Raw genomic sequence first — 14,088 nt, forward strand, 5'->3', positions numbered from 1 at the left:
AATTAAACAATACGTTGTAATTGAGTATACTTTAATGAACTCACCATAAAATGCAAACGGTTAAGCACATTAACTTCACCTGCGCCATCATCAAAATCCAAATAAAGCAAATTAAGTTTTGGATTAAGGTCACGCATACGTTTCTCTACCCCTTTTGAAACAACATGATTAGCAATACAGCCAAACGGTTGAAGACTAATCACATTATTAATACCGTGTTGAGCAAAAGTCATAATACCAGCTGGAATTAACCAACCTTCACCATATTGATTAGCTAAACTAAGAATTTCTTCCGCTTTTGTCGCCATATCACGAATATTGTGGAATGGTTGATAATATTTAAATCCCGACAAAATCTGATTAGTTTGATCAATGTACTTCTGCGCTACTTTTTCAAAAAAGTGAACAAAATAAGCAACAAAACTCTTGTTAATAATATAATTATCAACATTACTATCATAGTTAACAAAAGACTGAGCAAAAAACTCGATCATTGGCGGAATAACCGGTTCTATCCCCTGTTCGACTAGCCAATCTATGCTATTTTGATTTCCGAAACCGTTATATTTAACGTAAATCTCCCCAACAATTCCAATTTGAGGGCAATCTTTATTTAAGGTTTCGATTTGATTGAAATGATCGACAGCTTCTTTTAATAGCAAAAAGATCGCCTTTTTGCCTTTATGTTGATTGATAATTTGCTGTAACTTTCTAATATAAAGTTCTTTTAACTGATTAGCTTGCTGTTTATATTTTGCTCTAGGCGCAATCGAATAAAACATCTTTGAAATCGAATCGGCAAACAGCATAGCAAAAAAAGTTGCTGGTAATGTTTTCAGCCAGTTAAGTTTAAAGCCTGGTTGTTCGATTTCATTAATATTACCTGTACTTAGCGACACAATCGGAATATCTTCATAACCATTACTAATCATTGCTTTCTTAATTAAAGAAAGATAACTACTCGCCCTGCACTGGCCTCCTGTTTGGGTAATACCGATAGCCACTTCATCACGCTGATATTTACCTGAATTTAGCGCTTTAATAATATCTCCAACAATAATCGTTGCTGGATAACAAATCTCATTATTACAATATTTAAGTCCCCACTCGACCGAACTTTTGTCTGGTTTTGGAAGGATTTCAAGCTTATAGCCAGACAAAGCAAAAATTGGAGGTAACAATGGAGAATAAAAATCTGAAATAAATGGCGCCAATATAGTACGGCGCTGTTTGTCTTGCTTAGCAAAAATAGTCGTATTTTTACGCTTAACTATTTTTAATGGTTGTTGATGATTCATGCGGATTGATTCAATAATCGAACGCAAACGCAAACGTACTGAGCCAGTTGCAGTGATCTCATCGACACGAATAATCGTACATGTCTTACCTTTGGATTCTAAAATCGCCTTACACTCATCGGTAACAATTGCATCAGGACCACACCCAAAAGAGTTAAGTTGCACAAACTGAATATTTTTGGGTTGCTCAGCAACAAAACTTGCTGCTGCATACAATCGATTTGGATAACTCCATTGTGAACAGATTTGTAACTCTGGCGATAATCGACTGATTTCACCCAACACGGAATCCTCGGTTATGACATCACAACCTAACGCATTTAAAATCTCAGGTGTTTTATGATTAATTAAACTATCGCTATGGTAAGGTCTACCCGCTAAAATAAACACATAACGACCAGTCTCTTTAGCATTATTCAACACCTCAACAGCTTTTTTATTCAGTGATTGTTTATATTCAGCTTGAGCAACTAGTGCATCTGCAAAAGCCTGACTCGCCACATTTTTAGGAATACCGAGCGACATTAAATAATTGATACATCCTTTTTTCAGTAACTTCTGATCACTAAAATTAATTACTGGATAATCCAACGGCACATTATATTTCGTCTTTGGATTGATCGCGCTATTTATCACCTCAGCATAACTACTCACAATCGGACAGTTATAACTATTAATTGCATTATCAAAATGGTCAGACTCAAATACCACCATCGGCATAAAAATGCGATCAACCTTCTGCTCGATCAACTCCAAAATATGGCCATGAACAAGTTTGGCAGGAAAACAGATGCTATCTGACATCACGGTACCTGCCCCTTTCTCATAAAGATCATATGTCGAATAGGGTGAAAGCGTCACATTTATTCCACTTCTAGTTAACAACGTATGCCAGAATGGAAAATTTTCATATTGCCCTAAAACACGAGGGATTCCGATATGGAGTTTAGCGTCAACATTAAGCATATTAGCTCTATCGAATAACAATGCATTCTTATAATCAAACATATTAAATGCATTTTTATTTTGATGCTGATTATTGCTTAAAAATCGCTCACACTTATTACCGGAATAATAACGTTGACCATTAGCAAAGCGATAAATCATAATATCGCAATTATTCTCACACCCCTTACAACGTGAAGGTTTAGCTTTATTATCTTCAGCTTTTTGTAGATTATCTAAGCCAATAAACTGCGAAGGGGTTTGATTATTTATATAATGATTTTTCGCAACTAGCGCTGCACCATAAGCCCCCATCAATTCAGGAATATTGGAAGTAGCGATTTGAGCACCAGTTAACTGCTCTAAAGCACGAAACACAGCAGGATTCTTAAAAGTACCACCTTGAACCACAATATGATCGCCAAGCTTACGCATATCATGAAGCTTAAGCACTTTATGAATCGCATTTTTAATCACCGAAAAAGCAAGTCCAGCTGAAATATCGCCAACAGTCGCATTTTCACGTAGTGCTTGTTTCACTTTAGAGTTCATAAATACCGTACAACGCGTTCCTAAATCACAAGGATTCTTGGATTTACACGCTGCATCAGCAAAATCAATAGTATTTGAATTAAGGGATTTAGCAAAAGTCTCAATAAATGAACCACAACCTGACGAACAAGCTTCGTTAAGCTCAATATGATTCACCACGCCATTAGCTATAAAAATAGCTTTCATATCTTGACCGCCAATATCCATGATGAAACTCACCTTAGGGTCGATATGTTTAGCCGCGGCAAAATGAGCCATTGTCTCAACCAAACCATCATCGATGGCAAAAGCTGCTTTCAACAACTCCTCTCCATAACCAGTAACACCAGTACGAACAATTACAATCTCTTTACCAGATGCCTCAATCTCATCCTTAAGTACCGTTAACCCTTTAATTAATGCCTTAATTGAATGACCATTATTGGGTGCATAATAGGTAAAAAGTAGCTCATCATTCTCACTAATTAGCGTAATCTTAGTCGTTGTTGAACCACTATCGATACCTAAATAAGCGTTTTGCTTTTGATAAGAGGTTAAAGCTAGGCGAGGAATTTCGATATATTTGCGTTTTTGTTGCCAATCATTAAATGATAGCGACTGGTTAAATAACGGTTTTAAGCGAAAAGATTGATTGACTTGAATCTTATTTGACGCACTTAGCCTATCAATGAAATCATTGATAGTAAGTTCACTACGTTCAATAGCATGGATTGCCGCTCCCCAAGCCGACAATAACGTAGGATGCTCTGTAGTAACAATTTGTTCCTCATTTAACTTTAACGTTTCTAATGCGGCTTTGCCTAAAGTTGGAATAAATGAAAACGGCCCGCCAATCAGCATCACTTTTGGCACAATATCATAACCACGCGCTAGCGTATTCACTAACTGAATACAAACTGCATGTAGAACAGAGTATGCAATATTTTCTTTGGAAACATTACGGCTAATTAAATTTTGCACATCGGTTTTCGCAAACACACCGCAACGAGAAGCGATTGGGTAGACTTTATCGTGTTTGGTTGCAAGCAGGTCAAATTCCTGCACAGGGGTATTAAGTAAAGTTGCCATCTGATCGATAAAGGCACCGGTTCCTCCAGCACAGCTCCCATTCATACGAATATCGGGCGGACGATCAGGAAAAAAGAAGATCATCTTACTATCTTCCCCACCGATATCAATTAGAGTTCGCACCTCAGGATATTTGCGTTGTACCACTTCTGATGCTGCTACAACTTCCTGAATAAAAGCGATACCGGCCTTCTCAGAAATCCCCATCCCAGCAGAGCCTGTCACCTTAACCGACACAATAGCATCATCACCAATCTGCTGTTTAATTTCATCTAACAGGGATAAAGCGGTATTAACAATATGGGTGTTATGACGAACATAATTGGTATAAATAAAATTATCCTGTTCATCGAGTACAACACACTTAGCTGTTGTAGAACCAACATCCAATCCAAGCCTATATATTTTTGGCATAAACAAACTCACATTTTGCAAAATTAGACTTAACCAATAATAGGATTATAAATAATAATTATTCTTCTTTTATAAAATTATTATAGCGAAATCTTTCAGATTTTTAATCAATTTGTTAGGGAAATGACATTTTGGATGTTTTGAAGAGGATCAATATCGAGTTATACTTTCTCCAGCCCTTGCTTAGCGATAGCAATTACATTCTTCAGATCGACACCTTGTGCTTTTGCAGCAAAAATACAGCCGCAATAACATTGACGATAAACATCGTACTCCTTACAAAGTTCGATAGAACGCTTATAACCATTATTCTTTTTGAAATCGGAAGGTAAATAATTAACTGAAAAAATTTCCTGAATTTCGAAACCAAGTTGGTTGATTTTTTGACTATTCTTTTTAGGACTTAGCGTTAACGCACTAGCAAAATAATCAAAGCCCAACTCTTGCGCCTTAATCGCCGCCAAATCTAACCGCATCTTATAACAAAGGTGACACCGCTCACCACCTTCTGGCGCATCACGCAAATGCTCTACCTGTTTAATAAACTCAGCCGGTTGATAAGGTGCTTCTAAAAACTGCACCTGGTTGCCAGTCTTTTGATTAAAATCAGCAATAAACTTCTGTTGAACGACACTGCGATACTCATATTCCACACGGGGATGAATATTTGAATTGGCAAAATAGATCGTGATATCAGCATACTGTGCTAAATATTCCAGTACATAAGTACTACATGGTGCACAGCAACTATGGATTAACAACTTAGGTCGAGCCGCTGCCAACTGCCAATCAGCAATCACTTCTTTTAAAATTGAATCATAATTCACTTTATTATGAGGATTTAATTTTTCGAGAATATCTTTGGCGTTGATTAACATTCGTACTCTTTAACGTTTGCTTAAGTAAATAATGGAAAATAAGGCAGCTATAATATAGCGAACTGAAAAAGCATTCAAGTTTAAGGCGAAAAGATCGCTTTGTGAAGAAAATTAAAGCTTCAAAAACCCCGCTCCTCAACTTTTTTTTTATTAATTTTAAAAAGCGATACACACGATTGAGTAAGAATTACTTGTTAATTAAACCTCGAAAAACCCATTCCTCAACTTTTTTTATCAATTTTAAAAAGCAATACAAACGATTGAGTAAGAATTACTTGCTAATTAAACCTCAAAAACCCCGCTCCTCAACTTTTTTTATCAATTTTAAAAAGCAATACACGCGATTGAGTAAAAATTACTTGCTAATTAAACCTCAAAAACCCCGTTCCTCAACTTTTTTTGATAATTATCTCTTCTTATCTCAACATTACTTTTTAAGCACTTAAAAAAGGTTTATTTCCTTTACTTAACTATGTGTTGAAATGTTGCTATAGCTAAATCCTATTTTAATTAGCACTAAAATTACCTCATCATTTAATTTTTAATCTTAAATATCAGAGATTAAGGAGACAATGCACGGATAATGTTAAGTATTATATCAATTAAAATTGATAGCCATTTTTTTAAAACATAATTTCATTTTTATCACATAAAGGCGTTATAATAGCCACAAATTATCGAATAAAACTTTAGGCCTTAAATTGGATGTTCTAAGTCGATTGAAGAATCTTCAACTTTATAAAAAACGACGTTCAAACAATGTGCTATTTTGGCGCGAAATATATCCTTTAGCAATGCCAATTCTGATTGAGAATTTGTCTGTCATTTTAATGGGTATATTCAGTACATTTTTAGTAAGTTGGATTGGTAAGGCCGAGATGGCTGCCGTCGGTTTGGCCGAAAGCTTTAATATGATTGTGATGTCCTTTTTTATGGCGGTTGCACTCGGAACTTCCGTCGTAGTCGCGTTTAGTTTAGGACGACATAATCGTAAAAAAGCGGTAGTAGCAGCAAGACAATCTATTACGCTATTAGTAATAATCTCAATTTTACTATTTTTGTTCGTTGAGTTTTCAGGCTATTGGATTGTTGAGATTATTGCCGGTAAGGCCGATCCTGAAGTTAAGGAATTAACACTAACCTTTCTAAGATTAACCGTTTTAGGTTACCCCGCCCTTGCCTTTATTTTAGTTGGTTGTGGCGCTTTGCGTGGCGCTGGCAATACTAAAATTCCAATGTATTTAAATATCCTTATGAACATTCTGAATCTATCGATTAGTTATGTACTAATTTATGGTGCTTTCGGTTGGCAAGGACTTGGGTTTATCGGTGCAGGTATTGGTTTAACTACATCTCGTTATTGTGGGATGTTTTTTATTTTGTTGGTGTTGACCATCAAACCAAGCCGGGCATTATTTATCCCACTTCGCAGTTATTTTCATTCATTTAATGGCAAGATACTGATTGATATTTTAGGGATTGGTATTCCGGCTAGTGTTGAGTCGGTGATGTTTAATATTGGAAAATTACTCACGCAGACCTTTGTTGCTGGCATGGGCACATCGACTATTGCGGCAAACTTTATCGCATTTTCAATTGCTGGATTGCTTAATTTGCCAGGTGGAACACTTGGCGCAACCTCAACCATAATTGTTGGTAAGCGCATTGGTATGGGGCAAATCTATCAACCAACACGGCAACTTAAGTATATCTTTCATTTAACAAGTTTATTACTCTGCTTTTTAGCGTTTTTATCCATTCCGTTCGCTGGATTATTAAGTTCGCTCTATACCGATGATCAAGAAGTTATCGAAATTTCCAAACATTTACTTTGGTTTAATGCCTTATTTACCCCATTCTGGGCGTCATCCTTTGTTTTGCCATATGGTTTTAAAGGGGCGAAAGATGCTAGCTATACCATGTGGGTCGCTATCGGTAGTATGTGGATGTGCCGTATTGTAGTAGGCTATATTTTTGGTGTTTATTTCGGCTTTGGTGTGATTGGTGTTTGGTTTGGTATGTTCTTAGATTGGATCATTCGAAGCATCTTCTTTTATCATCGACTTATCAGTGGCAAGTGGCTTTGGCGTCATCAAAAGCGAATTTAAATCAAATTTACCTATTGAATCTGAATCAATTGAACAAAAAGCACTATTAATTAATTCATCTAAAAAATCTACCATATCATTACTCATGTTATGGTGCTAAGATATTCATCAATACCTTTAGGTAATTGTTAATCCTTTTAAGCATTATATTAAAGAACGGTCTGTTAATGAAGCATATATCACGCTCAGTTAGCAGTTTATATAAATATAATAAGGAGATAAAAATGAGAGTATCGTCAATTGCTATGCTAGTTACTTTCGGATTAGCAAGCTCAGCCGCTCTAGCGCATAGTGCCGACCAAATTATCATCCGTGGTGGTCCTGTCTATGTTCATCCTCAAGATAAAAGTGATCATGTTAAAGTAGGTGGTGCAAAGAGTGATCTTAAGGCTAAAGCCGATAATGACACGCAACTAGGCCTGAATTTTCAATATATGATTACTGATAATTTTGCTATTGAATTATTAGGTGCCACACCTTTTAGTCATCAAGTGAAACTTGGCGGTGGTAATTCTACTGGTTTATCCGGTGCTCATTTAGGAAAAATTAAACATTTACCACCAACATTGAGCGCACTGTGGTATCCGCTTGATAGTAGCTATGAGTTCCAACCTTATGTTGGCCTTGGTGTTAACTATACTTTCTTTTTTGATGAAAAACTTAGTGGTGAAGCTAAGAAAGCAGGCTTTCATGGCTTAGACTTAGATAATTCCTGGGGCTGGGCTGCACAAGTAGGTGCTGATTATTCTTTAGATGAGAATTGGCTGATTAACGCGCAAGTCCGTTATATCGATATTGAAACTAAAGCTAAAACTCATTTAGGTAATACTAAAGTCACGGCAAAATACGAACTCGATCCTTGGGTTGTGATGCTCGGTGTCGGTTACAAGTTTTAATCATAAAAAAACCTCTCATATGAGAGGTTTTTTATTGATGTTCTTAAAGACTTTTTATTGCTTCATACTGCTCTTGTAATTTAGCTTTGTCAGCAACATAGCCTTGTTGTTTCTCTTTCTCTTTAGCCACTACAGCTGCTGGTGCTTTATCAACAAAGCTAGCATTGGAAAGCTTGTTATCAATACGTGCAATTTCGCCTTCAATGCGAGCTATTTCTTTTTGAAGTCGAGCTAGCTCATCATCTTTATTGATCAAACCAGCCATTGGAATAAGTAGCTCTGCACCATCAACCAATTTGGTTACCGATAATGGCCCTGCTTCACCTTCATCTAACAAGACAATTTCTGATAATCTTGCTAAAGACTCTATAAAGGTGACATTGTCACTAATAATACGATGCACCGTCGGTGATGCTTTTCTGATCAATAATTGTAACGGTTTGCTTGGCGCAATATTCATTTCAGCACGAATATTACGAACAGCGATAACGGCATCTTTAATCCAATTGATATCAGCAACTGCTTCATTATCAACTAATTTGCTATCAAAGGCTGGCATTGGTTGTAACATAATAGTATCTGCTTTGATGGCCATTAATGGTTTTACACTTTGCCAAATAGCTTCAGTTATAAATGGAATGATTGGATGAGCCAAACGCAAGAGTGCTTCAAGGACTGTTACTAACGTATGACGAGCTGCTCGTTGTTGATTTTGCTCGCCATTAGCTAATACTGATTTGGTTAACTCCAAATACCAGTCACAGAACTGATTCCAAGTAAATTCATATAAGATATTAGCCGCTAAATCGAAACGATAAGTATCAAATGCTTCGCGGTATGTTTTCACCGTTTGATTAAACTCCGCTAAGATCCATTTATCCGCTAATGAATACTCTAAATCACCACCTTTAAATCCACAATCGTGATCTTGAGTGTTCATTAATACATAACGGCTAGCATTCCATAGTTTATTACAGAAATTACGATAACCTTCTAAACGTTTTAGATCCCAATTAATATCACGACCAGTGGACGCCAGTGCCGCTAAAGTAAAACGTAATGCATCGGTACCGTGGGCTTCAATGCCATTAGGGAACTGTTTTTCAGTACGTTTGGCAATTTTTTCAGCAAGCTGTGGTTGCATCATGTTACCAGTACGTTTTTCTAATAAATCGGCAAGTGATATCCCATCAATCATATCTAAAGGATCAATAACATTCCCTTTAGATTTTGACATTTTTTGCCCTTCTTCATCACGAATCAAGCCAGTTACATAAACTGTTTTGAAAGGTACTTGAGGTTTGCCATGTTCATCTTTGATGAAATGCATCGTCATCATAATCATTCTTGCGACCCAGAAGAAGATGATATCAAAACCAGTTACAAGAACATTCGTTGGATGGAAAGTCGCTAAATCATCGGTCTTTTCTGGCCAACCTAAGGTTGAGAATGTCCACAGCGCTGATGAGAACCAAGTATCAAGTACATCATCATCTTGTGATAAATCGATATCAGCAGATAGACCGTTTTCACGGCGAACTTCAGCTTCGTCACGACCAACATAGACATTACCTTGATTATCATACCAAGCCGGAATTCGGTGTCCCCACCATAATTGGCGCGAAATACACCAATCTTGGATGTCATTCATCCATGAAAAATACATGTTTTCGTACTGTTTAGGTACAAATTGAATATCGCCATTTTTTACAGCAGCTATTGCTGGTTCAGCTAAGACTTTAGCGCGAACATACCACTGATCGGTTAACATTGGTTCAATGACCACGCCACCACGATCACCATAAGGAATGGTGAGATCATGTGGTTCAATTTTTTCTAAAATACCTTGAGCTTCACACTCTGCAACAACTAATTTACGTGCAGCAAAGCGTTCTAAATTTTGGAATTGTGTCGGAATCTCAGTTGAGTAAGCGGTGCTTGACTCACCATTAGTATCAAATACTTCTGCTTGCGTACGAATCTCACCATCAAAGGTAAAGATATTAATCATCGGTAGTTGATGACGACGCCCTACTTCATAGTCATTAAAGTCATGAGCAGGTGTGATTTTTACACACCCCGTACCTTTTGTCATATCCGCATGTTCATCGCCAACAATAGGAATACGACGATTGACAAAAGGTAATATAACAAATTTACCAATGAGATCTTTATAACGAGGATCTTCAGGATTAACCGCCACACCAGTATCACCAAATAGTGTTTCAGGACGAGTCGTTGCGACAACAAGATAATCTTTACCATCTGCCGTTTTTGCACCATCCGCTAATGGGTAGCGCAAATGCCACATTGATCCTTTAACTTCACGATTTTCAACTTCAAGATCTGAAATTGCTGTGCGTAATTTAGGGTCCCAATTCACTAAGCGTTTACCGCGATAAATCAAATCTTCTTGATAAAGTCTTACAAAAACTTCTTTAACAGCATTAGAAAGGCCTTCATCCATCGTAAAACGTTCACGATCCCAATCAACAGAATCACCTAAACGTCTCATCTGCTTAGTAATACTTCCACCTGATTCAGCTTTCCATTGCCAAATTTTTTCGATAAAAGCATCTCGACCATAATCATGGCGAGTTTTATTTTCTTCAGCGGCAATTTTACGTTCTACCACCATTTGGGTAGCAATACCTGCATGGTCAGTACCTGATTGCCAAAGCGTGTTATTACCTTGCATACGGTGATAGCGAATTAATGCATCCATAATAGTTTGTTGAAATGCATGTCCCATATGCAAACTACCCGTTACGTTTGGTGGTGGAATAGCAATGCAATAACTAGGCTGAGATTTGTCACCATTAGGCTTAAAGTAACCACTTTCTTCCCAATGTTGATAGATAGGTTGTTCGATTTCTTGTGGATTATAAGTCGTATTTTTCATAATAAAGGCATCAATCCTAATTCAAGGCATAAAAATGGCTATTATTCTACAGTAAAAAGACATAACAATAAATTGCTAGACGAATAAAGTCGTTGATTAAATCGATTTTCCTAGACGGTAGGAATATGGTAAACAAAAGATCGCTTGTCGATAAGCGATCTTTTATCTCAATAAATGGATTGTTAATGATGATAAATAAAATTATCGATCAATCTAGTTTTACCAATATAAACCGCTAAAGCGCATAGACTATCTTGCTTTAATACATCAACATTGGTTAACGTTGCAAAATCAACAAATTCAATATAGTCAATTTTAGCTAATGGTTCATTATTTATCACGTTTTGCATGGCTTTTAAGATGGTTGCAACTGATTTTTCACCCGCTTTGATCATTTGCTTAGCCTGTTCAATTGAACGATATAAGCAAATAGCGGCTAGGCGTTCTTGTTCAGACAAATAGCTATTGCGCGAACTTTTAGCCAGTCCATCACTTTCACGCACAATCGGGCAACCAATAATTTCGATGGGAATATTGAGATCTTGTACCATTCGTTGAATGACGGCTAATTGTTGCGCATCTTTTTGTCCAAAATAGGCACGATCAGGTTGAGTAATATTAAATAGTTTGGTGACAACTGTACAAACACCTTTAAAATGTCCTGGTCGCTTTTTTCCACAAAGCGCATCAGTTAAACCATTAACATTGATATAGCTATTGAAATTCGCATCATACATTTCATCGGCGGACGGACAAAAAATCAAATCAACGCCCATTTGCTGACAAGCTTTCTTATCTCTTTCTAAATCACGCGGATAGCTAGCTAAGTCTTCTTTAGGTCCAAACTGCATTGGATTAACAAATATGGTAACAATGACTCTTTGATTATCTTTTTTAGCACTAGCCATTAAGCTTTGATGACCTTCATGCAGATAACCCATGGTCGGCACTAAACCAATACTTTCGCCATTGTTACGCCATGATTTAACCTGATCGCGAACTTCATCAATAGTGGTTATAACTTTCATGTTTATTATCCTTCCAAGCTAGTTTGAAAATTCAGATTTGAGTTTGGTCATGATCTCATCATCAATAGCAAACTCATGAATAGGTGCAGGGAATTGTTGCTGTTTAACTTCTTGGCAATAATCCGCAAATGCCTGTTTCATTTGATCCCCCATTGGGGCAAAGGATTTAACAAATTTGGACGATACACCATCGTACATAGATAACATATCTTGATAGACTAAAACTTGCCCATCACAACCATGACCAGCGCCAATCCCAATAGTAGGCACGCTAACAAGTTCAGTTATAAATTTAGCTAAATCAGCAGGTACACATTCGAGTAAAATTGCCGCAGCGCCTGCATGTTCAACAGCTAAAGCATCTAAAATAATCGCTTTTGCTGCTTGATAATTTTTACCTTGTACTTTGTAACCACCTAATGCTAATACTGATTGTGGCATTAAGCCAATATGGGCAATGACAGGAATTGAGGCTTGAGCGATCATCTTAATATGCTCACAAAATGCTTGTCCACCTTCAAGCTTCACCGCCTGGGCATTCCCTTCTTGTATCAATCGCCCAGCATTATGCACGGCATCATAAACAGATGCATGGTAAGACATAAACGGTAAATCGGTTACAACCAATGCTTTTTTAGCGCCTCTGGCCACGGCTTTAGAGTGATGGATCATATCGTCCATAGTGACTGATACTGTGCTTTCATAACCCAGCATAACCATACCTAATGAATCACCCACTAATAAACAGTCGACACCGCTATCATCCATCAATTTTGCTGTCGTATAGTCATACGCGGTTAGCATGGTGATCTTTTCTTGATTTTGTTTGCGTTGTTGTAAAGTCAAAATTGTATTTTTCAAGGTAACAGCTCCATTTCTAATTGATGATAATCCCTATCCGGATGTTTTTGACGACTGATATTAACTAATATTGTCGATAGTTGTTGATATAACGGTTTAATATCATTCGGTAAGTTGGCAAGATGTTGTTTTATCGTTTTGATATCATTTCGTTCAACAGGACCAGTTAATGCTTCGATTGGTCCTACATTACAAATATTTTTAGCATTATCTAAAAACAGTGTATGCCATGCTTGTTGGCAAAAACTGCTATCTAATCCACATTTTTCTAGCATATCACTGCCCACTTGAGCTAATGCGACTACATGATTACTCAACATCACACAAGCTGCATGATAAAGCGCTTTATGTTCTGCTGATAATATCGCTATCGAATTACTCAAAGGCGACAATAATTTTTGTAATGCCGGTAATAGCGTTGGATCAGCTTCTAAAGTAAAAGATATTTTTTCCAGGCTTTTATAGCTGGTAAAACGATCGTAGATAGCCGATAAAGGATGGAAAGAAAACGAGAGTGGATGAACAGTTTGTTGAATGGTGAATATTTGTGAAGTTAGTAAACCACTGCAATGACCAATCCATTTATCATTGATAGGTAACTGACTAAGTGACTGCCAAACCAGACTAATTTGACTATCTGGTACCGTTAAAAAGAGACAATCACAATCATCAACTAAACTTGGTAACGTTAAATAGGTTTTGCTCTCTGTAAAATCACTTGCGATTTTCGCTTGGTCCACATTACGACTATAAAAACCAGCAACTTGTAAGCCATTGTGTTTAAAATATTTAGCCAGCGTACAACCTACTTTACCCGCACCGATAAAACCAATATTCATCATAAATAACAAAATTTAAACAAAGCGGCATTATAGCCTAATTTGATTGAGATTCAATTTTTAACCCAAAAACAAGATAAGATTCAAGAACTACTCACTAATTAAACCTCAAAAACCCCGTTCCTCAACTTTTTTTCATCAATTTTAAAAAGCAATATATGCGATTCTGCAAGAACTACTCGCTAATTAAACCTCAAAAACCCCGTTCCTCAACTTTTTTTCATCAATTTTAAAAAGCAATATATGCGATTGTGCAAGAACTACTCGCTAATTAAACTTCAAAAACCCCACTCCTCAAC

The 14,088-nt window shown here is 36.9% G+C and carries 8 protein-coding genes; 2 read left to right on the forward strand and 6 right to left on the reverse strand.

Annotated elements, in window-relative coordinates; translation table 11 throughout:
- Positions 1-2 precede the first annotated feature (2 nt).
- Together J3U24_RS00680 and J3U24_RS00685 are read right to left on the reverse strand one after the other, a co-directional pair.
- Entirely contained in the window at positions 3-4,277 is a 4,275-nt protein-coding gene (locus J3U24_RS00680; protein WP_267336897.1) for an acyl-CoA dehydratase activase-related protein, read from the reverse strand.
- 161 nt (positions 4,278-4,438) lie between these two features.
- On the reverse strand, positions 4,439-5,155 hold the full coding sequence (locus J3U24_RS00685; protein WP_065563497.1) for an epoxyqueuosine reductase QueH: 717 nt from the start codon (positions 5,153-5,155) through the stop codon (positions 4,439-4,441).
- 719 nt (positions 5,156-5,874) lie between these two features.
- Between J3U24_RS00685 and J3U24_RS00690 the strand changes: the two genes are divergently transcribed.
- A complete protein-coding gene (locus J3U24_RS00690; protein WP_305082835.1) occupies positions 5,875-7,263 on the forward strand; it encodes an EmmdR/YeeO family multidrug/toxin efflux MATE transporter in 1,389 nt (462 codons plus the stop codon).
- 224 nt (positions 7,264-7,487) lie between these two features.
- Positions 7,488-8,159: an OmpW/AlkL family protein gene (locus tag J3U24_RS00695; RefSeq protein WP_267330290.1), complete on the forward strand. Its 672-nt coding sequence runs from the start codon at positions 7,488-7,490 to the stop codon at positions 8,157-8,159.
- Positions 8,160-8,202: 43 nt separating this feature from the next.
- On the opposite strand, the gene J3U24_RS00700 is transcribed toward J3U24_RS00695, so the two are convergent.
- From J3U24_RS00700 to J3U24_RS00715, 4 genes are all read right to left on the reverse strand, one after another.
- Positions 8,203-11,061, reverse strand: coding sequence for a valine--tRNA ligase (locus J3U24_RS00700; RefSeq protein WP_267336898.1), 2,859 nt, complete (start codon positions 11,059-11,061; stop codon positions 8,203-8,205).
- Between the two features lie 182 nt (positions 11,062-11,243).
- Positions 11,244-12,089, reverse strand: coding sequence for a pantoate--beta-alanine ligase (gene panC / locus J3U24_RS00705; protein ID WP_267336899.1), 846 nt, complete (start codon positions 12,087-12,089; stop codon positions 11,244-11,246).
- An 18-nt stretch (positions 12,090-12,107) separates the two neighbouring features.
- On the reverse strand, positions 12,108-12,950 hold the full coding sequence (gene panB, locus J3U24_RS00710; protein WP_267336900.1) for a 3-methyl-2-oxobutanoate hydroxymethyltransferase: 843 nt from the start codon (positions 12,948-12,950) through the stop codon (positions 12,108-12,110).
- Positions 12,947-13,792 carry a Rossmann-like and DUF2520 domain-containing protein gene (locus tag J3U24_RS00715; protein ID WP_267336901.1) on the reverse strand — a complete coding sequence of 282 codons (846 nt, stop codon included), beginning with the start codon at positions 13,790-13,792 and terminating at the stop codon, positions 12,947-12,949. The genes panB and J3U24_RS00715 overlap by 4 nt, the downstream gene beginning before the upstream one ends.
- Positions 13,793-14,088 lie beyond the last annotated feature (296 nt).

Origin of the sequence: Gilliamella sp. B2785, assembly GCF_026537005.1 — a bacterium.
Lineage (GTDB): Bacteria > Pseudomonadota > Gammaproteobacteria > Enterobacterales > Orbaceae > Gilliamella > Gilliamella apicola_E.